Annotated in this window: 24 protein-coding genes; 20 read left to right on the top strand and 4 right to left on the bottom strand. The window is 46.9% G+C overall.

The features are described from left to right. The first annotated feature begins 270 nt into the window (after positions 1–270). From mnmG to glmU, 14 genes are all read left to right on the top strand, one after another. A complete protein-coding gene (gene mnmG, locus IX95_RS21120; RefSeq protein WP_038163799.1) occupies positions 271–2,166 on the top strand; it encodes a tRNA uridine-5-carboxymethylaminomethyl(34) synthesis enzyme MnmG in 1,896 nt (631 codons plus the stop codon). Next, positions 2,166–2,798, top strand: a complete 633-nt coding sequence (gene rsmG / locus IX95_RS21115; protein ID WP_038163796.1) for a 16S rRNA (guanine(527)-N(7))-methyltransferase RsmG — start codon at positions 2,166–2,168, stop codon at positions 2,796–2,798. Before mnmG ends, rsmG begins: the two co-directional genes overlap by 1 nt. Positions 2,799–2,812: 14 nt before the next feature. Further along, a complete protein-coding gene (locus IX95_RS21110; RefSeq protein ID WP_006957452.1) occupies positions 2,813–3,586 on the top strand; it encodes a ParA family protein in 774 nt (257 codons plus the stop codon). A gap of 22 nt (positions 3,587–3,608) precedes the next feature. Beyond that, complete coding sequence (locus tag IX95_RS21105) at positions 3,609–4,490, top strand: ParB/RepB/Spo0J family partition protein (RefSeq protein WP_006957451.1); 882 nt, start codon at positions 3,609–3,611, stop codon at positions 4,488–4,490. A 186-nt stretch (positions 4,491–4,676) separates the two neighbouring features. After that, positions 4,677–5,066 (top strand): F0F1 ATP synthase subunit I, encoded by a 390-nt coding sequence (locus tag IX95_RS21100; RefSeq protein ID WP_006957450.1) that lies wholly within the window; start codon positions 4,677–4,679, stop codon positions 5,064–5,066. 8 nt (positions 5,067–5,074) lie between these two features. Further along, positions 5,075–5,887 carry a F0F1 ATP synthase subunit A gene (atpB, locus tag IX95_RS21095; protein WP_006957449.1) on the top strand — a complete coding sequence of 271 codons (813 nt, stop codon included), beginning with the start codon at positions 5,075–5,077 and terminating at the stop codon, positions 5,885–5,887. A gap of 57 nt (positions 5,888–5,944) precedes the next feature. Beyond that, a complete protein-coding gene (gene atpE, locus IX95_RS21090) occupies positions 5,945–6,199 on the top strand; it encodes a F0F1 ATP synthase subunit C (RefSeq protein WP_006957448.1) in 255 nt (84 codons plus the stop codon). 72 nt (positions 6,200–6,271) lie between these two features. Continuing rightward, positions 6,272–6,742 (top strand): F0F1 ATP synthase subunit B, encoded by a 471-nt coding sequence (atpF, locus tag IX95_RS21085; protein WP_006957447.1) that lies wholly within the window; start codon positions 6,272–6,274, stop codon positions 6,740–6,742. A 14-nt stretch (positions 6,743–6,756) separates the two neighbouring features. Continuing rightward, positions 6,757–7,290 (top strand): F0F1 ATP synthase subunit delta, encoded by a 534-nt coding sequence (gene atpH, locus IX95_RS21080; RefSeq protein ID WP_006957446.1) that lies wholly within the window; start codon positions 6,757–6,759, stop codon positions 7,288–7,290. Between the two features lie 13 nt (positions 7,291–7,303). Next, complete coding sequence (gene atpA / locus IX95_RS21075) at positions 7,304–8,845, top strand: F0F1 ATP synthase subunit alpha (RefSeq protein ID WP_019273968.1); 1,542 nt, start codon at positions 7,304–7,306, stop codon at positions 8,843–8,845. Positions 8,846–8,888: 43 nt separating this feature from the next. Next, positions 8,889–9,755, top strand: a complete 867-nt coding sequence (gene atpG / locus IX95_RS21070) for a F0F1 ATP synthase subunit gamma (RefSeq protein WP_006957444.1) — start codon at positions 8,889–8,891, stop codon at positions 9,753–9,755. 35 nt (positions 9,756–9,790) lie between these two features. Beyond that, the gene (gene atpD, locus IX95_RS21065) at positions 9,791–11,194 is read left to right on the top strand and encodes a F0F1 ATP synthase subunit beta (protein ID WP_006957443.1); all 1,404 of its coding nucleotides are present in this window, start codon (positions 9,791–9,793) and stop codon (positions 11,192–11,194) included. 18 nt (positions 11,195–11,212) lie between these two features. Then, positions 11,213–11,635 carry a F0F1 ATP synthase subunit epsilon gene (locus IX95_RS21060; RefSeq protein ID WP_006957442.1) on the top strand — a complete coding sequence of 141 codons (423 nt, stop codon included), beginning with the start codon at positions 11,213–11,215 and terminating at the stop codon, positions 11,633–11,635. Positions 11,636–11,787: 152 nt separating this feature from the next. Then, a complete protein-coding gene (glmU, locus tag IX95_RS21055) occupies positions 11,788–13,149 on the top strand; it encodes a bifunctional UDP-N-acetylglucosamine diphosphorylase/glucosamine-1-phosphate N-acetyltransferase GlmU (protein ID WP_006957441.1) in 1,362 nt (453 codons plus the stop codon). Positions 13,150–13,194: 45 nt separating this feature from the next. Here the strand turns inward: glmU and IX95_RS21050 are convergent, their stop codons facing one another. Further along, on the bottom strand, positions 13,195–13,935 hold the full coding sequence (locus IX95_RS21050; RefSeq protein ID WP_038163794.1) for an amino acid ABC transporter permease: 741 nt from the start codon (positions 13,933–13,935) through the stop codon (positions 13,195–13,197). A gap of 91 nt (positions 13,936–14,026) precedes the next feature. Between IX95_RS21050 and IX95_RS21045 the strand changes: the two genes are divergently transcribed. Then, complete coding sequence (locus IX95_RS21045) at positions 14,027–14,803, top strand: transporter substrate-binding domain-containing protein (protein ID WP_019273965.1); 777 nt, start codon at positions 14,027–14,029, stop codon at positions 14,801–14,803. A 46-nt stretch (positions 14,804–14,849) separates the two neighbouring features. Here IX95_RS21045 and punC read toward each other — a convergent pair whose 3' ends face one another. After that, positions 14,850–16,049, bottom strand: a complete 1,200-nt coding sequence (gene punC, locus IX95_RS21040) for a purine nucleoside transporter PunC (protein ID WP_038163792.1) — start codon at positions 16,047–16,049, stop codon at positions 14,850–14,852. 141 nt (positions 16,050–16,190) lie between these two features. Between punC and punR the strand changes: the two genes are divergently transcribed. Beyond that, positions 16,191–17,108, top strand: a complete 918-nt coding sequence (punR, locus tag IX95_RS21035; protein WP_038163788.1) for a DNA-binding transcriptional activator PunR — start codon at positions 16,191–16,193, stop codon at positions 17,106–17,108. Between the two features lie 152 nt (positions 17,109–17,260). Then, entirely contained in the window at positions 17,261–18,880 is a 1,620-nt protein-coding gene (locus IX95_RS21030; RefSeq protein WP_051912628.1) for a diguanylate cyclase, read from the top strand. Between the two features lie 70 nt (positions 18,881–18,950). Here the strand turns inward: IX95_RS21030 and fadA are convergent, their stop codons facing one another. Both fadA and fadB read right to left on the bottom strand, forming a co-directional pair. Continuing rightward, entirely contained in the window at positions 18,951–20,126 is a 1,176-nt protein-coding gene (fadA, locus tag IX95_RS21025) for an acetyl-CoA C-acyltransferase FadA (RefSeq protein WP_006957435.1), read from the bottom strand. A 12-nt stretch (positions 20,127–20,138) separates the two neighbouring features. Next, on the bottom strand, positions 20,139–22,310 hold the full coding sequence (gene fadB / locus IX95_RS21020) for a fatty acid oxidation complex subunit alpha FadB (RefSeq protein ID WP_038163784.1): 2,172 nt from the start codon (positions 22,308–22,310) through the stop codon (positions 20,139–20,141). A gap of 257 nt (positions 22,311–22,567) precedes the next feature. Between fadB and IX95_RS21015 the strand changes: the two genes are divergently transcribed. The 3 genes from IX95_RS21015 to hemG are packed head-to-tail and all read left to right on the top strand — an operon-like array spanning position 22,568 to position 25,231. After that, positions 22,568–23,191, top strand: coding sequence for a YigZ family protein (locus IX95_RS21015; protein ID WP_038163781.1), 624 nt, complete (start codon positions 22,568–22,570; stop codon positions 23,189–23,191). A gap of 45 nt (positions 23,192–23,236) precedes the next feature. Beyond that, a complete protein-coding gene (locus tag IX95_RS21010; RefSeq protein ID WP_006957432.1) occupies positions 23,237–24,694 on the top strand; it encodes a TrkH family potassium uptake protein in 1,458 nt (485 codons plus the stop codon). Positions 24,695–24,703: 9 nt separating this feature from the next. Beyond that, on the top strand, positions 24,704–25,231 hold the full coding sequence (hemG, locus tag IX95_RS21005) for a menaquinone-dependent protoporphyrinogen IX dehydrogenase (RefSeq protein ID WP_019273959.1): 528 nt from the start codon (positions 24,704–24,706) through the stop codon (positions 25,229–25,231). The last annotated feature ends 370 nt before the right edge of the window (positions 25,232–25,601 follow it).

Below are 25,601 nucleotides of genomic sequence, written 5' to 3'. Positions count from 1 at the left end.
AGGTAATCCTCGATCTGATCAAGGTAAGATCACATCATTTGATCTGTTTAAGATCCATGATCTTGTTGATCATTTTTTACTTATCCACAGAGATCGTCGATCCTTATAATAGATCTAATAAAAGATCATATATAGAGATCCTATATTAGTAAGCTTTGTCAGAGGCTTAGATTAAAAACGCGAAAAGCGATTTTCTATCAATGTGAAAGCAGGTAGAATAGCGCTCCTTTTTATCTGCCCATCTCTCTATTGAATACCAGAGGTCAGTTCATGCTTTATCACGAAAAATTTGACGTCATTGTTGTCGGTGGCGGACACGCAGGAACGGAAGCCGCACTCGCATCAGCTCGCACAGGACAAAAAACGCTGTTACTGACACATAACATCGACACTTTAGGTCAGATGTCATGTAATCCAGCCATCGGTGGCATCGGTAAAGGTCACCTAGTCAAAGAAGTGGATGCGATGGGAGGGTTAATGGCCCAAGCCATCGATCATGCTGGTATTCAATTCAGAACTCTTAATGCATCTAAAGGTCCAGCAGTAAGAGCAACTCGTGCTCAAGCTGATCGTGCTCTGTACAAAGCCTATGTTCGTGAAGCATTAGAAAATGCCCCTAACCTGACCTTATTTCAACAATCCGTTGATGATCTGATTGTTGAACAGGACAGAGCTGTCGGTGTTGTGACACAGATGGGACTACGTTTTCATGCCAAAGCAGTCGTATTAACGGTTGGGACTTTCCTTGGCGGTAAGATCCATATTGGTATGGAAAGCTCTTCTGGTGGCCGCGCGGGCGATCCTCCTTCCATAGCTCTGGCGGATCGTTTACGTGAATTACCATTCCGTGTTGATCGCCTTAAGACAGGAACTCCACCACGAATTGATGCGCGAAGTGTTGATTTCTCCCAGTTGGAAGCACAACATGGTGATAATCCAACACCTGTGTTCTCCTTTATGGGTCAAAGAACACAGCACCCACGCCAGATCCCGTGCTTTATCACACACACCAACGATCAAACCCACGAAGTGATCCGCAATAACTTAGATCGTAGCCCGATGTATGCGGGCGTGATCGAGGGGATTGGCCCACGTTACTGTCCATCGATTGAAGACAAAGTGATGCGTTTTGCTGACAAGAACAGCCATCAGATCTTTATCGAGCCTGAAGGACTGAATACGCATGAGCTCTATCCAAATGGCATCTCAACCAGTCTGCCGTTTGATGTTCAAGTTCAAATTGTTCGTTCAATGAAAGGGTTTGAAAATGCCCACATTATGCGACCAGGCTATGCGATAGAATACGATTTCTTCGATCCACGTGATTTAAAACAGACCTATGAAACCAAATTTATTAATGGTTTGTTCTTTGCTGGCCAGATCAACGGCACCACTGGCTATGAAGAAGCGGCTGCGCAAGGTTTAATGGCGGGTTTGAACGCCAGTCTGTACAGTCAGGACAAAGACGGTTGGAGTCCACGTCGTGATCAAGCTTACGTCGGCGTTTTGATTGATGATTTGTCAACGATGGGCACCAAAGAACCGTATCGCATGTTCACTTCACGCGCCGAGTATCGCTTGTTGCTGCGTGAAGATAACGCGGATTTGCGTCTGACAGAGCAGGCGCGAGAACTTAGTTTGATCGATGATCTTCGTTGGGCGCGTTTCAACGAAAAGATCGACAACATGACCAAAGAGCGCCAGCGTTTGAAAGACACTTGGATGAACCCTAAATCACAAGGCATTGATGCGCTTAACCAACTACTAAAAACACCAATGGTGCGTGAAGCCAGTGGTGAAGATCTACTGCGTCGCCCTGAGATGACCTATCAGCAGCTGACAGAGCTAGAAGCCTTTGCACCTGCGCTGGCGGATCAACAGGCCGCAGAGCAAGTGGAAATCCAAGTCAAATACGAGGGTTACATTAAGCGTCAGGAAGACGAGATTGAAAAATCCCTGCGCCATGAACATACACACCTGCCACTTGATATGGATTACGCCAACGTAAAAGGCCTGTCGAATGAAGTGGTGGCGAAATTGAATGAATCGAAGCCAGAATCTATCGGTATTGCTTCACGCATCTCTGGAATTACGCCAGCGGCCATTTCCATCTTGCTTGTTCATCTCAAAAAGCAAGGCATGCTGAAGAAAGGTGAGGAAGCATAATGAGCGCATTACGCACTGAACTGGACGCATTGATCGCACAAACTACGCTTGAGGTGTCAGATAACCAACGAGATCAACTTGTTGGTTATGTTGAAATGCTCAACAAATGGAACAAAGCTTATAATCTGACCTCGGTACGCGATCCTAGTGACATGCTGGTGAAACACATTCTCGATAGCATTGTGGTCAGCTCTCACTTACAAGGGCAGCGTTTTATTGACGTTGGCACCGGACCGGGCCTGCCGGGGATCCCTTTGTCTATCATGAATCCAGACAAAGAATTTTATTTGCTCGACAGCCTTGGTAAGCGCATTCGTTTTATTAAACAAGTGCTGCATGAACTAAAGATCGACAATGTCACGCCGATTCAAAGCCGTGTTGAAGAGTTTCAGCCGCAAGACAAATTTGACGGCGTTTTAAGCCGAGCATTTGCCTCAATGGTTGATATGGTGGAGTGGTGTCATCACTTACCCAAAGCCCAAACCGGCTGTTTCATGGCCCTTAAGGGCCAACTGCCTCAGGATGAGATTGACCAGCTTCCGGACTGGTGTTATGTGACCGACATCAAAGCTTTGCAAGTTCCTGAATTGGAAGGTGAGCGTCATCTAGTAATCTTATCCCGCAAGGAATAAAAGCGAGGTTCACCGTGGGAAAAATCGTAGCAATCGCCAACCAGAAAGGTGGAGTTGGTAAAACAACAACGTGTATCAACTTAGCCGCGTCTATGGCTGCGACCAAGCGTAAGGTATTGGTGATTGATCTCGATCCGCAAGGTAACGCTACAATGGCCAGTGGCGTCGATAAGTATCAGGTCGATGCCACCGCTTATGAGCTGCTGGTTGAAGATGTCGCATTTGATGATGTCGTGTGTCGCAAGACCTCTGGCAACTATGATTTGATTGCTGCCAACGGCGATGTCACTGCGGCTGAAATCAAACTGATGGAAGTGTTTGCGCGCGAAGTTCGTCTCAAACATGCACTTGCGTCAGTTCGCGATAACTATGATTTCATCTTTATCGATTGTCCTCCATCGCTAAACCTTCTTACAATCAATGCCATGGCCGCAGCAGATTCGGTCTTGGTTCCTATGCAGTGTGAGTATTTTGCACTGGAAGGTTTAACAGCATTAATGGATACCATCAGTAAGCTGGCAGCGGTGGTAAATGAAAATCTTAAAATCGAAGGTCTGCTTCGCACCATGTATGACCCTCGTAACCGCTTATCAAACGAAGTATCCGATCAGTTGAAAAAGCACTTTGGTAACAAAGTGTACCGCACTGTTATTCCGCGCAATGTTCGTCTGGCCGAAGCGCCAAGTCATGGTAAACCGGCCATGTATTACGACAAATACTCCGCAGGCGCAAAAGCGTATCTGGCTCTAGCCGGAGAAATGCTGCGCCGCGATGAAGTCCCTGCATAACCCAACCAAAGGAATTTGTCTCATGTCTAAACGTGGTTTAGGTAAAGGGCTTGATGCTCTGCTTTCAACGAGCTCGCTCGCGCGTGAAAAACAGCAAAGTGCCTTGCACAGCCAAGAGCTGTCTTCTGATGGGGAACTGACGGATTTAAGCATCAATAGCCTTAAACCGGGTGTTTATCAGCCGCGTAAAGACATGGAGCCTGAAGCGCTTGAAGAGTTAGCGGCTTCGATAGAGTCTCAGGGAATTATCCAGCCGATCGTGGTTCGCCAGGTTGAAAACGACAAGTTTGAAATCATTGCGGGTGAACGCCGCTGGCGTGCGGCACGTAAAGCGGGGCTCAAGCAAGTACCGTGTGTGATCAAAAATGTCGACGATCGCGCTGCGATCGCTATGGCGTTGATCGAGAACATTCAGCGTGAAGATCTTAATGTGATCGAAGAAGCGGTCGCCCTCGATCGTCTTCAGGAAGAATTTTCTCTCACCCACCAGCAAGTGGCTGAGGTGATCGGTAAGTCGCGCGCTACTGTGAGTAACTTGCTGCGACTGAATCAGCTGGAAATGGACGTCAAGTATCTCCTTTCAGAAAAAATGCTCGAAATGGGCCACGCACGTGCGCTTCTGGCATTGGAAGGGGAAGAGCAGGTTGAGGTCGCTGAACTGGTCGCGAAGAAGCGTATGACGGTTCGTCAGACAGAACAGTTAGTGAAAAAGTGTCTCCAGCCGCAATCTGAAGAGAAAAATGAGCTTCAAGACACTGAGGCACAACAAATGTCACAGAAATTGAGTGAAATGCTCAGTGCTAAAGTGGCAATCGTGCGCGCCAAGAACGGGGCGTCGAAAGTCACGATTAGTCTTGATGAGCCTCACAAATTAGAGCAACTGATTGCCAAGCTTGAAGGCTAAATGAGATAATTGATCTCGGTCAATTATGTAAAAAAACGAATTTTTGTGCGAAAGTTGTCGGTTTGTAAACAAAATTGTAACTTTTTGCGGTGTTTTAATTGCATTCAATAGGACTCACCGTATAATTTTCGCCAATTTCCCAGCATGAGGTAGTAACGCTGTGGATTTTACTCGAGGTACGAATACATGGTAGCTGCGTTAGCTAGACCAGGACGAGAGCTTGCAAAGCGATTGTTAATGATCCAGTTTGGCGCGGTTACACTAATGGCGGCAGGAATGGCAGTGGCTGTGAATGCTGAATGGGGGCTTTCAGCACTGATTGGTGGCGGCATTTTTGTTGTCGCGAATGCGGTGTTCGCATTGTTTGCTTTCATGTATGGTGGGGCTCGCGCTGCAAAGCGTATCGCGAACTCTTTCTATGCTGGTGAAGCACTGAAAATCCTTATCACAGTGGCGCTTTTTTCCGTTGCTTACATGTATATACAGGTGGAACTTGTTCCCCTTAAGCTAACCTATTTGCTGGCTCTAGGTATTAATATCTGTGCGCCAGTGCTATTCATTAACAACAAAAAATAGGATGAGTTATGGCTGCGCCAGGTGAAGCGCTAACTGCGTCCGGATACATTTCCCACCACCTTACAAACCTTTCTACTTATAAGTTAGGTCTTGTAGCGGAGGAGGCAAGTTTCTGGAACGTACATATCGATAGCCTGTTTTTTTCTTGGTTTACTGGTTTAATTTTCCTAGGAATCTTTTACAAGGTAGCAAAGAGAACAACAGCGGGTGTACCAGGTAAGCTTCAGTGTGCTGTAGAAATGATCGTTGAATTTGTCGCGGAAAACGTCAAAGACACGTTCCATGGACGCAACCCACTGATCGCGCCTTTAGCACTGACTATCTTTTGTTGGGTATTCTTAATGAACTTGATGGACTTAGTGCCAATCGACTTCTTACCTTACCCAGCAGAGCATTGGCTTGGTATTCCTTACCTTAAGGTTGTACCGTCTGCTGATGTGAATATCACCATGGCTATGGCTCTAGGCGTTTTCGCTCTGATGATTTACTACAGCATCAAAGTGAAAGGTCTAGGTGGATTCGCTAAAGAATTAGCACTACATCCATTCAATCACCCACTGATGATTCCGTTTAACCTACTGATTGAAGTGGTCTCGCTACTGGCGAAACCTCTGTCTCTTGGTATGCGTCTATTCGGTAACATGTTCGCGGGTGAGGTTGTATTCATTCTTTGTGCGGCAATGCTACCATGGTACTTGCAATGGATGGGTTCACTACCGTGGGCAATCTTCCATGTCTTGGTTATCACGATTCAAGCCTTCGTGTTTATGATGTTGACAATTGTTTACCTGTCAATGGCACACGAAGACAGTGATCATTAATTTTTTTAAAGCTTTTTATTTGGGCAACTAGCCAACAACTATAAATTGGAGATAGTAATGGAAACTTTACTGAGCTTTTCTGCAATCGCCGTAGGTCTTATCGTCGGTCTTGCTTCTCTTGGTACTGCGATTGGTTTCGCACTTCTAGGTGGTAAATTCCTTGAAGGTGCAGCACGTCAACCAGAAATGGCTCCTATGCTACAAGTTAAGATGTTCATCATCGCGGGTCTACTTGATGCGGTTCCAATGATCGGTATCGTAATCGCACTTCTATTCACATTCGCGAACCCATTCGTTGGTCAACTAGGTTAATCACTTTTAACTTTCGACAAGCTTTGGCTTGTTATTGATTAATACTAAGTCCGAATAGAAGGGGTAGCTGTTGTGAATATAAACGCAACTCTGCTAGGTCAAGCAATCTCGTTTGCACTGTTTGTGTGGTTCTGCATGAAGTATGTATGGCCGCCATTGATGCAAGCGATCGAAGAGCGTCAGAAAAAAATTGCTGACGGTCTACAAGCAGCTGAACGTGCTGCAAAAGACTTGGATCTAGCGCAAGCAAACGCTTCTGAACAGATGAAAGAAGCGAAGCGCACAGCAACAGAGGTCATCGAGCAAGCGAACAAGCGTAAAGCTCAAATTCTAGATGAAGCTCGTGAAGAAGCTCAGGCAGAACGCCAGAAGATTCTTTCACAGGCGGAAGCTGAACTTGAAGCTGAACGCAACCGTGCACGCGATGAGCTGCGCAAACAAGTTGCAACTCTGGCTGTAGCTGGTGCTGAGAAAATCATTGAGCGTTCTATCGATAAAGATGCGCACAAAGATATTCTCGACAACATTACTGCAAAACTTTAAGTCTGGGGGCGCCTATGTCTGATTTGACTACTATCGCACGCCCCTATGCTAAAGCAGCATTCGACTTTGCAGTGGAAAAAGGCGCGTTGGACCAATGGGGTCAGATGCTTTCTTTTGCTGCTGAAGTAGCTAAAAACGAACAGATGCACGAACTCCTAACGGGTTCGGTTTCTGCCGATAAACTGGCAGAAGTATTTGTAGCAGTTTGCGGCGATCAAGTTGATGCTCATGGCCAAAACCTATTGAAGGTAATGGCACAGAATGGCCGATTAGCGGCCCTTCCTGATGTTTGTGAACAGTTCTTTGCTCTGAAAAAAGAGCATGAGAAAGAAGTGGATGTTGAAGTGATTTCAGCATCAGACCTTTCTGATGAGCAGCTTGCAGGTATCAGCAGCAAACTTGAGCAGCGTCTTGAACGCAAAGTTAAGCTGAATTGCAGTGTAGATGAGGCCCTACTTGGTGGGGTGATTATTCGAGCCGGAGACTTAGTCATCGATGACTCAGCGCGTGGTCGTTTGAACCGCCTGAGCGATGCATTGCAGTCTTAATGGGGATTGGAGCATGCAACTTAATTCCACGGAAATCAGCGATCTAATCAAACAGCGTATCGAATCTTTCGACGTTGTTAGTGAAGCTCGCAATGAAGGTACTATCGTTTCGGTAAGCGATGGTATCATCCGCATTCACGGCCTAGCGGACGTGATGCAAGGTGAAATGATTGAATTACCGGGTGGCCGTTATGCACTGGCACTTAACCTTGAGCGTGACTCGGTTGGTGCAGTTGTAATGGGCCCATATGCTGACCTTAAGGAAGGCATGAAAGTTACAGGTACTGGTCGTATTCTTGAAGTACCAGTTGGTCCAGAACTACTAGGTCGCGTAGTAAACACGCTAGGTGAGCCTATCGATGGTAAAGGTCCAATCGAAGCGAAACTGTCTTCACCTGTAGAAGTGATTGCACCAGGTGTAATCGACCGTCAATCGGTTGATCAGCCTGTTCAAACTGGTTACAAATCTGTTGACTCAATGATCCCAATCGGTCGTGGTCAGCGTGAGCTTGTTATCGGTGACCGTCAGACTGGTAAAACAGCAATGGCGATCGATGCAATCATCAACCAGAAAGACTCTGGTATTTTCTCAATCTACGTAGCAATCGGTCAGAAAGCATCGACTATCGCTAACGTAGTTCGCAAACTAGAAGAGCACGGCGCGCTAGCAAACACTATCGTTGTCGTTGCATCGGCTTCTGAATCTGCAGCGCTACAATACCTAGCGCCATACGCAGGTTGTGCGATGGGTGAATACTTCCGTGATCGCGGCGAAGACGCACTGATTGTTTATGATGACCTATCTAAGCAAGCTGTCGCTTACCGTCAGATCTCTCTACTACTAAAACGTCCACCGGGTCGTGAAGCCTTCCCTGGTGATGTTTTCTACCTTCACTCTCGTCTACTAGAGCGTGCTGCTCGTGTAAGCGCAGAATACGTAGAAAAGTTCACTAACGGTGAAGTGAAAGGTAAGACTGGTTCTTTGACTGCTCTTCCTATCATCGAAACTCAAGCTGGTGACGTTTCAGCATTCGTACCGACTAACGTAATCTCGATTACCGATGGTCAGATCTTCCTACAGACTGAGCTATTCAACGCAGGTGTTCGTCCAGCAGTTGACCCAGGTATCTCAGTATCTCGTGTAGGTGGTTCAGCTCAGACGAAAATCATCAAGAAACTATCAGGTGGTATCCGTACAGCACTTGCTGCATACCGTGAACTAGCGGCTTTCGCACAGTTCTCATCTGATCTTGATGAAGCAACGAAGAAACAGCTAGACCATGGTCAGAAAGTAACAGAACTAATGAAGCAGAAGCAGTACGCTCCAATGTCTGTATTTGACCAAGCGCTAACTATCTTCGCGGCAGAGCGTGGTTACCTAGATGATGTAGAACTGAACAAAGTTCTAGATTTCGAGGCGGCTCTACTATCGTATGCTCGCGGTCAATACGCTGAACTAGCGTCTGAGATCGACAAGACGGGTGCTTACAATGATGAAGTTGAAGCTCAGCTTAAGAAACTGACTGACGACTTCAAAGCAACCCAAACTTGGTAATAGGTCGGTGGCAGTCTCTGCCACCAACTAATGGAGAGTAACGATGGCCGGCGCAAAAGAGATACGTAATAAAATCGGTAGTGTGAAAAGCACTCAGAAAATTACGAAAGCGATGGAAATGGTAGCAGCTTCAAAAATGCGTCGTTCTCAAGATGCAATGGAAGCTTCTCGTCCATACGCTGAAACAATGCGTAAAGTGATCGGTCACGTGGCAAACGCAAATCTAGAGTACCGTCATCCGTACCTAGAAGAGCGTGAAGCGAAGCGAGTTGGTTACATCATCGTTTCTACAGACCGCGGCTTGTGTGGTGGTTTGAACATTAACGTGTTCAAGAAAGCTGTTATAGACATGCAAGCTTGGAAAGAGAAAGGTGCTGAAGTGGAACTGGCGGTTGTCGGTTCAAAAGCTACAGCGTTTTTCAACAACAGTGGCGCTAAAGTCGCTGCGCAGGTTTCTGGTCTGGGCGATAGCCCAAGCTTAGAAGACCTAATCGGTTCTGTAAGCGTAATGCTGAAGAAATACGATGAAGGTGAACTGGACCGTCTGTATGTAGTGTTCAACAAATTTGTGAACACCATGGTTCAAGAACCAACGATCGATCAATTGCTACCTTTGCCTAAATCAGATAGCGAAGAAATGCAGCGTGAGCACTCATGGGACTACATCTATGAACCTGAGCCACAACCTCTGCTGGATGCACTATTAGTGCGTTACGTAGAGTCTCAGGTATACCAAGGTGTGGTTGAGAATCTTGCTTGTGAGCAAGCGGCTCGAATGATTGCGATGAAAGCTGCAACAGACAACGCCAGCAACCTGATTGAAGACTTAGAACTTGTGTACAACAAAGCCCGTCAGGCTGCGATTACACAAGAACTGTCTGAAATCGTTTCAGGTGCTGCAGCGGTTTAAGCTTAGGTAAAACGAAATAGTTTAGAGGATTAACGATGGCTACAGGTAAGATCGTACAGATCATCGGTGCGGTAGTCGACGTAGAGTTCCCACAGAGCGAAGTACCTAGTGTATATGACGCTCTAAACGTAACGGACTCAAAAGAGCGTCTAGTTCTTGAAGTTCAACAACAGCTAGGCGGTGGCGTAGTTCGTTGTATCGTAATGGGTAGCTCTGATGGTTTACGTCGTGGAGTTGAAGTGGTTAACACTGGCGCTCCAATTTCGGTACCAGTAGGTACTAAGACCCTAGGTCGTATCATGAACGTTCTAGGTGACGCGATTGACGAGTGTGGTGAAATCGGTGCAGAAGAGACTTACTCTATTCACCGTGAAGCACCAAGCTACGAAGAGCAATCAAACGAAACAGCTCTACTAGAAACTGGCGTGAAAGTAATCGACCTAGTTTGTCCATTCGCTAAGGGTGGTAAAATCGGTCTATTCGGTGGTGCAGGTGTAGGTAAGACCGTTAACATGATGGAACTTATCAACAACATCGCACTACAACACTCTGGTCTATCTGTATTTGCAGGTGTTGGTGAGCGTACTCGTGAAGGTAACGATTTCTACTTTGAAATGCAGGAAGCTGGCGTTGTAAACGTTGAAAAACCTGAAGAATCAAAAGTAGCGATGGTTTACGGTCAGATGAACGAGCCACCAGGTAACCGTCTACGTGTTGCACTGACTGGTCTAACAATGGCTGAACGTTTCCGTGACGAAGGTCGTGACGTTCTGCTGTTCGTTGATAATATCTACCGTTACACACTAGCGGGTACAGAAGTATCAGCACTTCTAGGTCGTATGCCATCTGCGGTAGGTTACCAGCCTACTCTAGCAGAGGAAATGGGTGTACTTCAGGAGCGTATCACGTCAACTAAGCAAGGTTCTATCACGTCTGTACAGGCGGTATACGTACCTGCGGATGACTTGACTGACCCGTCTCCTGCAACAACGTTCGCGCACTTGGATGCAACGGTTGTACTTAACCGTAACATCGCTGCGATGGGTCTATACCCAGCGATCGACCCACTAGATTCAACGTCTCGTCAGCTTGACCCTCTAGTTGTAGGTCAAGAGCATTACGACATCGCTCGTAACGTTCAGCAGACACTTCAGCGCTACAAAGAGCTGAAAGACATCATCGCGATCCTAGGTATGGACGAGCTATCTGAAGAAGATAAGCAAGTTGTATCTCGTGCACGTAAGATTGAGCGTTTCCTAACTCAGCCTTACCACGTAGCGGAAGTATTCACTGGTGACCCAGGTATCTACGTACCTCTTAAAGAGACTCTACGTGGCTTCAAAGGTCTACTAGCTGGTGATTACGACGACATTCCAGAGCAAGCGTTCATGTACTGTGGTGCAATTGACGATGCTATCGAGAATGCGAAGAAGCTATAAGGCTAACTAGGAGGCGATATGGCACCAATAACCTTTCACCTAGACGTGGTAAGCGCTGAGAAGAAAATCTTCTCTGGTCGTGTTGAAACGTTTCAGGTGACCGGTAGCGAAGGTGAGCTGGGTATTTTCCACGGCCACACTCCGCTACTGACCGCTATCAAGCCTGGTATGGTGCGTATTGTGAAACAGCACGGCCACGAAGAAATCATTTATGTTTCTGGTGGTATGGTGGAAGTTCAGCCAGGTACAGCGACTGTACTGGCTGATACGGCTATCCGTGGTGAAGAACTAGACGCAGCGAAGGCAGAAGAAGCCAAGCGTCGCGCTGAGGAGAGTATCCAGAATCAGCACGGCGATATGGACTTCGCTCAAGCGGCCAGTGAGCTGGCGAAAGCCATTGCTCAGCTACGTGTTATCGAGCTGACAAAAAAACGCCGTTAATTTTATTACGGTGTTTTAAAAATGATAAAGGCGGTCATATGACCGCCTTTTTGTTTAATTTTTAACAGAAATTTTTCCAGATCAATTAACTAATTCTTGATTAGTGTCTAGAATACCCCTCAGTTTTACAACAAGCACATATAGGTTACTGAATGAAATTTAGCGCGGTGATCCTCGCAGCGGGTAAAGGAACTCGCATGTACTCGAACAAGCCAAAAGTACTGCATACCTTGGCGGGTAAACCCATGGCCAAACACGTGATTGATACCTGTTCTGGTTTAGGCGCGCAGAATATTCATTTGGTTTACGGCCACGGCGGTGATCAGATGCAGGCTGAGCTGGCAGAGGAGTCCGTGAACTGGGTTCTGCAAGCTGATCAGCTAGGGACAGGACACGCGGTGGATCAGGCTTCTCCTCAGTTTGAAGATGACGAGAAGATCCTTGTTCTTTATGGTGATGTACCGTTGATCTCAGAAGAGACAATCGAAAGCCTATTGGACGCACAGCCTACAGGCGGTATCGCGCTGCTGACGGTGGTACTGGATAACCCAATGGGTTACGGGCGCATTGTACGTAAGAATGGCCCTGTGGTCGCGATCGTTGAACAGAAAGATGCGACTGAAGAGCAGAAACTGATTAAAGAGATCAACACTGGTGTGATGGTCGCAACTGGCGGTGATCTTAAACGCTGGTTATCTGGCCTGAATAATAATAATGCTCAGGGCGAATATTACTTAACAGATGTGATTGCTGCGGCTCATGATGAAGGCCGTGCAGTGGAAGCCGTGCATCCAGTAAACCCAATTGAAGTAGAAGGCGTTAACGACCGTGCTCAGTTAGCTCGTTTAGAGCGTGCTTTTCAGTCTATGCAAGCTCAAAAGTTGTTGGAGCAGGGCGTCATGTTACGTGATCCGGCACGTTTTGATCTGCGCGGTGAGTTGCAGTGTGGTATGGATTGTGAAATCGATACCAACGTCATCATTGAAGGCAAAGTAACCTTGGGCGACAACGTGATCATTGGTACTGGAAGTGTACTGAAAGATTGTGAAATCGATGACAATAGTGTAATTCGTCCTTACAGTGTGATTGAAGGCGCGACGGTTGGTGAAGAGTGTACAGTTGGTCCGTTCACACGTTTACGCCCAGGTGCAGAGATGCGTAATGACTCTCATGTAGGCAACTTTGTTGAAGTGAAGAATGCACGCATTGGCGAGGGTTCTAAAGCAAATCACCTGACCTATTTGGGTGATGCGGAAATTGGTCAACGCACAAATATTGGTGCAGGCACGATCACTTGTAACTATGATGGCGCAAATAAATTTAAGACCATCATCGGTAACGATGTGTTTATTGGCTCTGACAGTCAGCTGGTGGCTCCTGTTACTATCGCGGATGGTTCAACCGTCGGCGCTGGCACGACATTAACTAAAGACGTTGCAGAAGGAGAGTTAGTGATTACTCGCGCGAAAGAGCGCAAAATCACAGGCTGGCAGCGCCCAGTGAAACAAAAGTAAACCTCAATTATTAAAAAACGCCGCTGATTGCGGCGTTTTTTATAGCTAGTTACTTGGAATAGCAATACGTCGCTCTAGCCACCTTACTGCCTGCGATACCAACAGAATTAAAATCAGATACTCCAGTACCAGAAAGGTATAAATCTCAAGAGGCAAATACTCATTGACCACCAGCTCATTTGCCCGCCGCGTTAAATCACTCAGTCCAATCACGCTGACCAACGAGCTCATTTTCAATATGTAGACGAACTGGTTACCTAGTGGTGGCAGGATTTGTCTAAATGCTTGTGGAAGTATGACCAAGCGCATTTTTTGCCAGTAATTCAGTCCGAGTGACTCTGCAGCCTCGTGCTGCCCCTTGGCAATGGATTGGATCCCACCGCGAAAAACTTCCGCCATGAAAGCACTTTCTGCAACTGTCAGGGCGATGACACCTGCCCAAAAATGATCGAGTGAGATATCCAGCAGTGTTGGTAGGCCGTAATATACCCACAACAGCAGTACCAGCACAGGAATCGAGCGGATGACCTCAACATAAACTCTATTGAGACCATAGAGCCATCTTGAGTTTGACAATGAAGGTAGGGCGACCAACAAACCTATTAGCATTGCCAAAGCCATGCTCAACAGAGAAATCGTGATGGTGTCGTAAAAGCCGGCACTCAGAAACTTCAGGTTTGTCTGGCCTTGCTCCGTTGAAGGATCGAGTACATACCATCCCCATTGATAGTCACTACAGCCGGTGAGAAGGAGAATGGTTGCCAGCCAGAAATAACGATAGGTCACATTACATCCTGTATTGTCTAAAAAAACTGCTTTGTTGCTGCTATGTTAGCAGTGAACTATCACAGAGCGTAATAACTTTAAGGAAGATTAAATGAACAAGTTCATCCTAGCACTCGGACTGTGTATTTTATCAATCGGTCAGGCGGCGGCCGAGACAAGCCGACTCCATGAGATTCTAGATAGCGGGGTGCTACGAGTAGGGACGACCGGGGACTGGAATCCGATGACGATGAAAGATCCAGCTACCAATAGCTATCGAGGCTTTGATATCGACGTGACCACTGAGCTAGCCAAAGATTTAGGCGTCAAGGTTGAATATGTTGCAACGGATTGGAAAACACTGGTCAACGGCATTACCGCCAATAAGTATGATATTACGGGCAGTGCCTCTCTGAATATGTCTCGCGCTAAGGTAGCTGGCTACAGCCAACCGTACTTCTATCTGGCGTTTGTGCCTGTGGTACAGAAAAAAGATCTGCAAAAATTCTCAGACTGGAGTGATTTTGACAAAGCAGAGGTAAAAGTTGCAGCGACATTGGGTACGGTGCAAGAAAAGATGGTGAAAGAATTCTTTCCTTCGGCAAAACACATTGTGATTGAAGCGCCAGCTCGAGATTTCCAAGAGTTACTAGCTCGCCGTGCAGATGTGTCTGTGACGTCGAACGTTGAAGCAGCCACGTTAGTCGAGAAATTTAAACAACTGGCTATTGTGCCTGTAAAAGAGCCACGCAAACCTACGCCGATTGCGATGCTGCTACCGCAGGACGACCAAGTATGGATTAACTACATTAACCACTGGGTAGAACTGAAAAAGACCCAAGGCTTTTTCAAACAAACTGCTGAGAAGTGGGGATTGAAGAGCAAGTAATTGCTTTGTAGAAAAAGAGCCGCACAACGCGGCTCTTTTTAATAGGTTACTCGTCACTGACGACACGAGAATTGTCGGGGGCGGTAAACTGTTCTGACAATTGACGGTTAGAAACAATGTAACCAAGCCATAGACCACTCATACAAATCACGATAGCGATACCTGTGACTACTTGAGCTTGGCTGGCCATCGCCGCGACTAACGCACTGGCGAGACTGCTGACGCAGATCTGCAAGCTATTTTGCAGCCCTGCTGCAGTGGCTGGGCTCTGCTTAGCGCTGGCTAATGCACGGTTGACGACAATCGGGTAAAGCGCACCGTTAGCAACGGCAATCAAGCAGAAGGGTGCAAGAATCGGCCAGATGGATGTTAGCTGCCATTGTGAGGCGATAAACACGAGCAGTGAAGCGACACTGAATAAACCAATCAACTGACGCAGTACTTTTTCATCCCCATATTTGGCCACCCCTTTTTTACCTAGGTAGCCACCAGCCATAAAGGCGATCGTCTGCGGAATAAAACTTAGACCGATATCTTTGGCTTCGTAGCCAAGCTGAGCCATGATTTCCGGCATACCGGTCAGGTACGCGAAGAATGCAGCTGACGCCGTAGCAAACATCATAACGTTGCCCAAATAAGTCTTGGAGCCCACTAGCGCTTTGATGTCTGAACTCATGCTAGTCTGTTTAGCTGGCTCCTTTTCATTGCTTTGTGCCATCGTCGTGGCTACCAGCAACAAACCCATTAGCGTTAGGGCAACAAAAATACTGTGCCAGCCGAAGTTATCAGCCAGTACAACACCCAACTGCGGTGCTAGAGCGGGAGATAGTGCCACTAACGGCATAATGGTGGCGAAGATTTGTTGGCTGCTGCTGGAGTAACGTTTGATGACCATGGCTTGCCAGATCACCGCAGGAGCGCAGACACCAATAGCCTGAATAAAGCGCAGTGTCAGCAATTGCCAGACTTGATCGCTGAAAGCGAGACCGAAAGAGGCCACGGTAAATAAACCTAAACCAGCGGCTAGCGTATTTCGATGTCCAAATTTGTCCGATGCCAGTCCCCATAAAAGCTGGCCAATCGCCATACCGACCAGAAATACAGTTAATGAGAGTGCAATTTGCTCTGGACCAGTAGCAAAGTCACCTTCCATTGCTTTGAAGGCGGGTAAGTACATATCTGTAGCAATAAAACCTAGCATTGATAACGAGGCTAAATAGAAAAGTTGCAATTTAGAGATTTTCATCATCTTTCCATTCAAAAAAATTCACTGATTGTTATAAGTTGTCACCAACCTTTTTATTAACTTTGCTATTCTATTTTTCGTGATAGTGAATTTGAAACGCTAAAATTTGCGGTTATTCATCAAAAAATTTGAAAGGTGGTTATGAGTGTATTTTCTCAAACTTCGTTAGAGCTGGTGGATACGGTGGCTCGCCTAGGCAGCTTTACAGCGGCAGCGGAGGTCTTGCACAAAGTACCATCTGCCATCAGCTACAGTATTCGCCAAATGGAGCAGGAATTGGATGTAGTGCTGTTTCGTCGTTTACCCAGAAAGGTGGAACTGACGCCTGCGGGTGAAGTATTTCTTGAACAGGCCAGGGCAATGCTTCGACAGATGGAAGAAGTGAAATCGCAAACCAAGCGCGCAGCGCACGGCTGGCAAAAAACACTCAAACTGACGTTAGATAATGTCGTTAAACTGGAGCGCCTCAAGCCATTGATAGAAGATTTTTATCAGACCTTTCCTTACGCTGAGCTGCAGATCAATATGGAAGTGTTCAACGGTTCTTGGGAAGCCATCTCTCAGGGCAGAGCCGATATTGTCATTGGCGCGACGTCGGCGATTCCCGTTGGCGGAGATTTTGAAGTCCGGGATATGGGAGTCCTAGATTGGGCATTTGTCGCTTCACCTAGCCACGCTTGTGTACGCCAGCAAAATCTGACGGAAGAGTTTGTCAGCCAGTTTCCAGCAATATGCCTTGATGATACTTCCAATGTACTGCCCAAACGTCACACTGGTCATTATCCTCACCAGCGCCGTTTGCTGCTGCCTAACTGGTACAGTGCCATCGAGTGCTTAAAAAATGGGGTCGGCGTGGGCTATATGCCGCGTCATATCGCGATGCCATTGATCCATGAAGGCCAGCTGGTTGAGAAGTTATTACCAGATGACACGCCGATCAGCCGCTGCTGCCTAGTTTGGCGCAAAGATGACAATCACAAATTGATTCAGTGGATGGTGGACTACCTTGGTAGCGGGGATAAGTTACACAACGACTGGCTGCGTTATGCATCAAATTGAACCAGATTCAAATTGTTAATGTTAGCAGATTGTTATTTACAAGCAGCTTGATACTATCCAATACATGATTCTGTAAATTGTTAAGGTACTGCAGTTTGAGGATAGTAGACAAAAAATGGCAGGTACTGCCTATTTTGACCTTGTCGGTTTCTATGCTGGTTGGGTTGTACGGCTTTTACATCACCTTGGAACGTTTAGTCATAGAGCGCGAACGTTCACATCTTATTTCGCTGATGTCGGATGTCATTTATGTCATTCGTGAAGACAGCGCTAAGTTCACTCCTGAGCTAGATGTCGATGATTACATTGGCGATCTGACCCAAGCTAATACTCAAATGCGTATTCAGGTGATTGATCCTACCGGTGTTGTGATAGCTGATACTGACTTATCCGATCACGCGTTAGCGCGAGTAGAGAATCATGCTAACCGTCCTGACTTCCAGCAAGCGCTGGAAACAGGTGAAGGCAGTGATGTTCGCTTCAGTACCGTGACATCAACGGATCGCATCTACTACTCGAAAAAAGAAAGCATCAATGGCAATGACTTTGTGATTGTTTTGTCTTCGCCTATGTACCACTTAAAGCAGATGACTTTTGAACTGATGACCATTCTGACGATTATGGTCATACTCAGTATCGGCTTTTTGGTTGGCACCTCCTATCTCAGCAATCGACGAATCAACTTACGGGTTGAAGAAGAACAAACCAAGCAAGATGAGCGCATTCGCCAGCGTACCAATGAGATTGAACTGATGCATCGGCTCGCCAATATGCTTGCCGCCTGCAACAACATGGTTGAAGCGCAGAAAATAGTCTCCGATGTCCTACCGAGAATTCTTGGCAATGTGAATGGTAGCGTGTCACTGATGCGTGCGTCGCGTAATCAGCTTGTGACTCAGCTTGACTGGGGGGAAGAGTGGCCAGGTAGCCGCAGCTTTGCTCCCGATGAGTGCTGGTCATTGCGTAAAGGGCGGGTGTATCAATCTAATGATGAATTCCACACTTTATCTTGTGAACATATGGAAAACGTGGGAGACAATCAAACCCTGTGTATCCCACTTACGGCACACGGAAATACCATAGGTATCATGCATCTCTATTTTGGTTCGAGTGAGGTTGAGATCGATGAGATTACTGAACAGCTGGCATTCAGCGTGGCTGAACATTTAGGCTTAGCCTTGGCGAATTTGAGTCTCCAAGAGAAATTGCGTTCTCAGGCATTGAGCGATCCATTAACGGGTCTGTTTAATCGTCGATTCTTCGAGCAAAAACTGACTGAGCATGCGATGAACTCAGCAACGTCAGAGCAGCCGCTGTCATTGCTGATGCTTGATTTAGACCACTTTAAACGCTTTAACGATAACTTTGGTCATGATGCTGGAGACTTTGTTCTTAAGGAAATCAGTGCCTTGCTGAAGCGTAGTGTCGGGGATGATGAGATTGCCTGTCGTTTAGGTGGTGAAGAGCTGGCGGTGTTGCTTCCGCAATCGAATATGAAGCAGGCGACTGAGTTTGCCAATACCCTTTGTGAAGCAGTGCGCTCACTGCATCTGGAACATAAAGGCTTATCTTTGGGTCAGCTTGGTGTGTCGATTGGTGTCTCAACATATCCAAAACCGTCCTCAGATATGGAGTCTCTAGTCAAGATGGCTGATCAGGCTCTGTATATGGCGAAAGATTTAGGCCGAAGCCGGGTCGTAAACTATGACGAATACCGGACACATAAGAAGCCCGGTCTAGAAGTCGTGGAGCTGGAAGAAAATCCAGCTTAGAATTTAGGTAAATAAATTCAGGTAAAAAAAGGCCAGCATTTGCTGGCCTTTGTTATGTTAAGCAACGCATCTAAGGGCGTTCAAACACAGTCGCAATGCCCTGACCCAGACCGATACACATGGTCGCTAAACCATACTTGGCGTCTTTTGACTCCATCAAGTTGATCAGTGTGGTTGAGATGCGTGAGCCAGAACAACCTAATGGGTGGCCTAGTGCAATGGCACCACCGTTAAGGTTGACCTTCTCATCCATCACATCTAGCAGACCCAAGTCTTTCGCACATGGTAGTGACTGTGCTGCGAAGGCTTCGTTGAGCTCAACCACATCCATATCTTCAATTGACAGGCCAGCACGTTTTAGTGCTTTTTGCGTCGCAGGTACTGGGCCATAGCCCATGATAGAAGGATCGCAGCCCGCAATCGCCATCCCTTTGATACGAGCTCGAATCGTAAGTCCGAGTTCATTGGCTTTGTCTTCACTCATGATCAGCATTGCAGACGCGCCGTCTGAAAGCGCGGATGATGTACCTGCTGTGACTGTACCATTCGCAGGGTCAAATACCGGACGAAGCTGAGAAAGCCCTTCTACTGATGTTTCTGGACGAATCACTTCATCGTGGTCTAGTGTGAACAAGGTGCCGTCTGCTGCGTGACCTTCAGTTGGCAGAATTTCACTTTTAAAGCGACCTTCAACTGTAGCGGCGTGAGCGCGAGCATGAGAGCGTGCCGCAAACTCGTCTTGCTGTTCACGGCTAATGCCGTGCAGCTTACCCAGCATTTCGGCTGTCAGACCCATCATGCCTGCTGCTTTCGCGACGTTTTTAGACATACCGGGGTGGAAATCAACACCGTGATTCATCGGCACGTGGCCCATGTGCTCAACACCACCAATCAGGCAGATTTCTGCATCACCTGTCATGATAGCGCGAGTCCCGTCATGCAATGCTTGCATGGAAGAACCACATAAGCGGTTGACGGTCACAGCACCGATCTCAATCGGTAGCCCCGCCAGCAAGGCGGCATTACGGGCAACGTTAAAGCCTTGTTCTAGAGTCTGCTGAACACAGCCCCAGTAGATGTCTTCAATTTCGCTCGGATTAACCTGAGGGTTACGAGCCAGAATCCCTTTCATCAGATGTGCTGATAAATCTTCAGCACGTGTGTGTCGGAAAGCGCCACCTTTAGAGCGCCCCATTGGTGTACGCAGACAATCTACGACAACGACGTTTCTTGTTTGTAAAGCCATTTGGGAATCTCCTTAGATAGAACCGTGTTGCTGAGTGCCATAGAAGGTTTCGCCTTTGGCAGCCATATCAATCAGCATTTGTGGAACCTGATACATAGCACCAAGGCCTTGGTGCTGCTCTGCCATCGCAACAAACTCAGCGATGCCCACACTATCTAGGTAGCGGAACACACCGCCGCGGAATGGAGGGAAGCCCAGACCGTATACCAATGCCATGTCAGCTTCCTGCGGAGAAGCAATAATGCCTTCCTGTAAACACAGCACGACTTCGTTGATCATTGGAATCATCATACGTTGAATGATGGTTTGATCGTCGAACTCTTGAGCTTGGCTGCATACCTCAGACAAAATCGGTAAAATCTCGTCACTAAAGGTCTTTTTCGGTTTACCGCGCTTATCTACGCTGTAGCTGTAGAAACCGCTACCATTCTTCTGTCCGTATTTATTGGCGTCGAACAGAGCATCAATCGCATCGCGAGCTGACTTACCCATGCGCTCAGGGAAACCTTGCGCCATGACTTCCTGTGCGTGGTGTGCGGTATCAATACCCACTACGTCCAGTAGGTAAGCAGGGCCCATTGGCCAGCCAAACTGGCGCTCCATGATTTTGTCGACCTTAGTAAAGTCCGCGCCATCACGAAGTAGCATGCTGAAACCGCCAAAGTACGGGAAGAGTACGCGGTTAACGAAGAAGCCTGGGCAGTCATTGACCACGATTGGTGATTTACCCATCTTAGCGGCGTAAGCAACAACACGATTAATGGTCTCATCAGAGGTGTGCTCACCACGAATGATCTCGACGAGAGGCATACGATGCACTGGGTTGAAGAAGTGCATACCACAGAAATTTTCTGGGCGCTGAAGCGACTTAGCCAGCAAGTTAATTGGGATCGTTGAAGTATTGGAAGTGATAACAGTATCTTCGCTGACCTGTTGTTCTACTTCACTCAATACTGCGGCTTTTACTTTCGGGTTTTCTACCACGGCTTCAACAATCACATCCGAATTTTCAATCCCCGCGTAATGCAGGCTAGGAGTAATTGATGCCAGAATACCTGCCATCTTAAATCCATCGATACGGCCGCGTGACAAACGCTTATTAAGCAGCTTGGATGCCTCTGTCATACCGAGGTCTAAAGATGCCTGAGCAATGTCCTTCATCATGACCGGCACGCCTTTCAGAGCAGACTGGTAAGCAATACCGCCACCCATAATACCCGCGCCGAGCACGGCTGCGCGTTCAGTTTGTTTGTTGGCGTGTTTTGCCGCATTCTTGGCAATACCCTTGATGTACTGATCGTTAAGGAAAAGGCCAACCAGCGCTTTCGCTTCTTCGGACTTAGCCAGTTTGATGAAGTACTTACGCTCAATATCTAGGGCTTCGTTACGTGCAAAACGTGAACCTTCTTCAATGGCGATGACCGCTTTCATTGGTGCAGGGTAGTGTGGGCCTGCTTTTTGTGCCACTAGGCCTTTCGCCATCGTGAAGCTCATCATCGCTTCTAACTTACTCAGAGTAAGTGCAGAGGTTTTTTGTTTACGGCGCTGCTGCCAATCAAGCTTCTCATTAATTGCTTGTGTAAGTGTTGCTAGCGCGGATTCATACAGTGATTCACTGTCGACAACAGCGTCTAGTAGACCAATTTTTAGTGCTTCGTCTGCGCGGCAAGCTTTACCTTGTGTGATGATTTCCATTGCACTGTCAGCACCAATGACGCGAGGTAGGCGTACACAGCCGCCAAAACCAGGCATGATACCGAGTTTAGTTTCTGGTAAGCCAATGCTGGTGGTTTTGTCACCAATGCGCATGTCAGTAGCAAGTACACACTCACATCCGCCACCAAGAGTATGACCTTTCAGCACAGAAATGGTTGGTACAGGCAAATCTTCAAGCTTATTGAAGATGCTGTTAGCAAATTGCAGCCACTTATCGAGTTCGGCTTCTTCTTTGGCAAATAGGCCTAAGAATTCGGTGATGTCTGCGCCGACAATGAAAGCATCTTTATCTGAAGTCAGTAATAGACCTTTTAGACCCTGATGTGCATTCAGTGCATCGAGAGCTTTATCGAGTGATTCCAGTGTGGCTAGGTCGAGCTTGTTGACAGAATTTGGTGAGCAGAAACTTAGCTCAGCGATACCGTCGTGTAATTCCTTTACCTGTAGGGTTTCGGCTTGGTAAATCATTATCTATCTCCATGACATACAATCTTGGGATTGCGCGTATACCGGCCTCAAGCACACGGCTTGTGGGCCAGCATATAGAAATGTCGCTTTATTTTTATTCTGGTTAGACCAGTTATTTCAGTGTGGACTCAGCCAGAATTAAATTCAATACATTTTTTAAACAAGTGTTTAACATTGTGCGCTGTGGCCGATCTTTTAAGGGCTCTTATTAGGCGAGCATGATAAACTGACATGATAGTAAAAAGTGACCCTATAATATGAACGACCAGCCCTATCTTATCCCTGCTCAACTTGCTCTATTTGAAGAAGAAATTAAGAAAAGTGTATTTATTACTCAGCTAGCGCATACCCCTTCGATAGAGGCCGCCAAGGCGTTTGTCGAGCAGGTAAAAGCTCAGCATTCAGATGCGAGGCATAACTGCTGGGGGTTCGTAGCAGGTCGGCCAGAAGACTCTATGAAATGGGGATTCAGTGACGATGGCGAGCCTTCAGGGACGGCAGGCAAACCCATTTTAGCTCAACTGTCTGGGTCTGGAGTGGGCGAGATTACGGCAGTGGTGACCCGATACTCGGGGGGAATCAAACTTGGTACGGGTGGTTTAGTAAAAGCGTATGGCGGCGGTGTCCAGCAGGCGCTCAAGTCGCTTCAAACAATTGAGAAAAAAATAACCACAAAGCTATTACTGGAGTTAGACTATGGCTTTATTGCTATTGTTCAGGCCTTACTGCCGCAATTTAGCGCGCAAGAAGTGGAGACTGACTATAGTGAACAAGTAAAGATGGTCGTGGAAATCGAGCTTCGCTATGTGAGTTACTTTACCCAAACCATAATCAATAAAAGTGGTGCCAAAGCCTTGGTGACCCCTTTAGACGGAAAATAAAGATAATCAGGAAGTCGGAAGCTCAGCTTCAGTAATCATCAATTCATGCAGTTTCGTTCAATTATTCGGATTGTCGGGCTATTGCTCGCCCTTTTTAGTGTCTCAATGCTAGCCCCAGCGCTGGTCGCGTTAATTTATCGTGACGGTGCGGGTGTGCCATTTGTCACGACTTTCTTTGTCCTGTTTATCTGTGGTGCCATTTGCTGGTGGCCCAATCGTCGCCACAAGCATGAACTTAAAGCACGCGATGGTTTCCTGATCGTGGTTCTGTTCTGGACGGTAATTGGCAGTGCCGGTTCAATTCCCTTTTTGCTCTCTGATAACCCGAACGTATCGGTGACTGATGCCTTTTTTGAATCGTTCTCCGCTCTGACGACGACGGGGGCTACCGTCATTGTCGGCCTCGATGAGTTGCCTAAAGCCTTGCTCTTCTATCGGCAGTTTCTTCAATGGTTTGGTGGGATGGGAATCATCGTACTTGCTGTGGCAATTCTGCCTGTACTAGGTATCGGTGGTATGCAGCTTTACCGCGCGGAGATTCCCGGGCCAGTCAAAGACAGTAAGATGACACCGCGAATTGCTGAAACGGCGAAAGCGCTGTGGTACATCTATCTGAGTTTAACGATCGCGTGTGCCTTGGCATTCTGGTTAGCAGGCATGACGCCGTTTGACGCCATTGGTCATAGCTTTTCGACCATCGCAATTGGCGGCTTTTCAACTCATGATGCCAGTATGGGCTATTTTGATAGCTACGCAATTAACATGATTACCGTGGTGTTCTTGTTAATCTCGGCGTGTAACTATTCTTTGCACTTTGCTGCGTTTGCATCCGGTGGGGTTCATCCTAAATACTATTGGAAAGACCCTGAGTTTCGCGCCTTCATCTTTATACAAGCACTACTCTTTGTCGTGTGCTTCCTTATCTTGCTGAATCACCATTCCTACGATTCCGTGTATGATGCGTTCGATCAGGCGCTGTTCCAGACTGTGTCTATTTCAACCACAGCCGGTTTTACGACAACTGGCTTTTCAGAGTGGCCTCTGTTTCTACCTGTATTGTTGTTATTCTCTTCTTTTATTGGCGGCTGTGCTGGTTCCACGGGGGGAGGTATGAAAGTCATACGTATCTTATTACTCACCCTGCAAGGTGCGCGTGAGTTAAAGCGTTTAGTACACCCGAGAGCTGTCTATACCATCAAAGTTGGCGGGACCGCCTTGTCTCAACGTGTGGTCGATGCGGTATGGGGTTTCTTCTCCGCCTACGCGCTGGTCTTTGTAGTATGTATGCTGGGTCTGATTGCAACAGGTATGGATGAGCTCAGCGCTTTCTCTGCTGTGGCAGCAACACTCAACAACCTAGGGCCAGGTCTAGGAGAGGTGGCGTTGCATTTCGGCGACGTGAACGACAAGGCCAAATGGGTACTGATTGTCTCTATGCTATTTGGGCGCCTTGAGATCTTCACCTTATTGATTCTACTAACTCCGACTTTTTGGCGCAGCTAAGGAGCTTTCGTGACTAAAGCACTATTTCTCTATTCTTCTCGTGAAGGGCAGACAAAAAAGATTCTTCGATATATTGAGCAAGAGCTTTCACACCTGACTGTGGAAACACTCGATTTGCATAGCGCAGAGCACATCGACTTTGAGCAATACGACAAAGTGTTGATCGGTGCTTCAATACGGTACGGGCATTTGAACAAGCGCTTATATCAATTTATTGAGCGACACAAAGAGAAACTGGAGTCCGGTAAGGTCGGTTTTTTCTGCGTGAATTTAACCGCCAGAAAAGAAGACCAAGGTAAGGATACACCGGAAGGCAGTGCTTACATTCGCAAGTTCTTAGTCAAATCGCCTTGGAAGCCGGAGCTGATAGGTGTGTTTGCTGGTGCGCTTTATTACCCTCGCTATAACTGGTTCGATAAAATGATGATTAAATTCATCATGAGTATGACTGGCGGCGAGACCGACACCAGTAAAGAAGTTGAATATACCAACTGGAAAAAAGTCGCCTTATTTGCCCAAAAGTTTAGCAATTTGTGAAAATAAGGTTGGAATTTGGCCGTTTGGGCTTAAAGATTAACCGAAAGGCAAAAAAACGTAAAAAAATGCATAAAAGGGGTTGCCAAGATTATTTCGATCTCTATAATGCCCCCTCGCTGACACGGGAACGCTTCGAAGCTTCTGTTTCGAAACAATAAAACTCAGTTAGCAAGGTCGATTAGCCAAGTGGAAACACTTGAAAATAAGTTTGAAAAAAGTGGTTGACACTAAGCTTTATCTCGCTAAAATGGCCGTCCGTTTTGAGCAAGGCTTAAAACGAATGCTCTTTAACAATATAAACCTATCAATCTGTGTGGGCACTCGTTGATGATAATCCAATTAGATACTTCGGTATCAAATTAGGTTTCAA

It is taken from the genome of Vibrio sp. B183 (genome assembly GCF_000740665.1).
Classification (GTDB): Bacteria; Pseudomonadota; Gammaproteobacteria; order Enterobacterales; family Vibrionaceae; genus Vibrio; species Vibrio coralliilyticus.
The sequence above is the reverse complement of the archived record's forward strand: the minus strand, read 5'-3'. Positions and strand labels throughout refer to the sequence as shown.

Excerpts from the sequence above, each read along its gene's own strand:
- IX95_RS21105 (WP_006957451.1), top strand. The coding sequence starts at position 3,609 with ATGTCTAAACGTGGTTTAGGTAAAGGGCTTGATGCTCTGCTTTCAACG.
- fadB (WP_038163784.1), bottom strand. The coding sequence starts at position 22,310 with ATGATTTACCAAGCCGAAACCCTACAGGTAAAGGAATTACACGACGGT.
- IX95_RS21030 (WP_051912628.1), top strand. The coding sequence starts at position 17,261 with ATGCTGGTTGGGTTGTACGGCTTTTACATCACCTTGGAACGTTTAGTC.
- fadA (WP_006957435.1), bottom strand. The coding sequence starts at position 20,126 with ATGGCTTTACAAACAAGAAACGTCGTTGTCGTAGATTGTCTGCGTACA.
- IX95_RS21060 (WP_006957442.1), top strand. The coding sequence starts at position 11,213 with ATGGCACCAATAACCTTTCACCTAGACGTGGTAAGCGCTGAGAAGAAA.
- IX95_RS21100 (WP_006957450.1), top strand. The coding sequence starts at position 4,677 with ATGGTAGCTGCGTTAGCTAGACCAGGACGAGAGCTTGCAAAGCGATTG.
- atpA (WP_019273968.1), top strand. The coding sequence starts at position 7,304 with ATGCAACTTAATTCCACGGAAATCAGCGATCTAATCAAACAGCGTATC.
- rsmG (WP_038163796.1), top strand. The coding sequence starts at position 2,166 with ATGAGCGCATTACGCACTGAACTGGACGCATTGATCGCACAAACTACG.
- atpB (WP_006957449.1), top strand. The coding sequence starts at position 5,075 with ATGGCTGCGCCAGGTGAAGCGCTAACTGCGTCCGGATACATTTCCCAC.
- atpG (WP_006957444.1), top strand. The coding sequence starts at position 8,889 with ATGGCCGGCGCAAAAGAGATACGTAATAAAATCGGTAGTGTGAAAAGC.
- atpH (WP_006957446.1), top strand. The coding sequence starts at position 6,757 with ATGTCTGATTTGACTACTATCGCACGCCCCTATGCTAAAGCAGCATTC.
- mnmG (WP_038163799.1), top strand. The coding sequence starts at position 271 with ATGCTTTATCACGAAAAATTTGACGTCATTGTTGTCGGTGGCGGACAC.
- IX95_RS21015 (WP_038163781.1), top strand. The coding sequence starts at position 22,568 with ATGAACGACCAGCCCTATCTTATCCCTGCTCAACTTGCTCTATTTGAA.
- atpE (WP_006957448.1), top strand. The coding sequence starts at position 5,945 with ATGGAAACTTTACTGAGCTTTTCTGCAATCGCCGTAGGTCTTATCGTC.
- IX95_RS21045 (WP_019273965.1), top strand. The coding sequence starts at position 14,027 with ATGAACAAGTTCATCCTAGCACTCGGACTGTGTATTTTATCAATCGGT.
- atpD (WP_006957443.1), top strand. The coding sequence starts at position 9,791 with ATGGCTACAGGTAAGATCGTACAGATCATCGGTGCGGTAGTCGACGTA.
- IX95_RS21010 (WP_006957432.1), top strand. The coding sequence starts at position 23,237 with ATGCAGTTTCGTTCAATTATTCGGATTGTCGGGCTATTGCTCGCCCTT.
- punC (WP_038163792.1), bottom strand. The coding sequence starts at position 16,049 with ATGAAAATCTCTAAATTGCAACTTTTCTATTTAGCCTCGTTATCAATG.
- punR (WP_038163788.1), top strand. The coding sequence starts at position 16,191 with ATGAGTGTATTTTCTCAAACTTCGTTAGAGCTGGTGGATACGGTGGCT.
- glmU (WP_006957441.1), top strand. The coding sequence starts at position 11,788 with ATGAAATTTAGCGCGGTGATCCTCGCAGCGGGTAAAGGAACTCGCATG.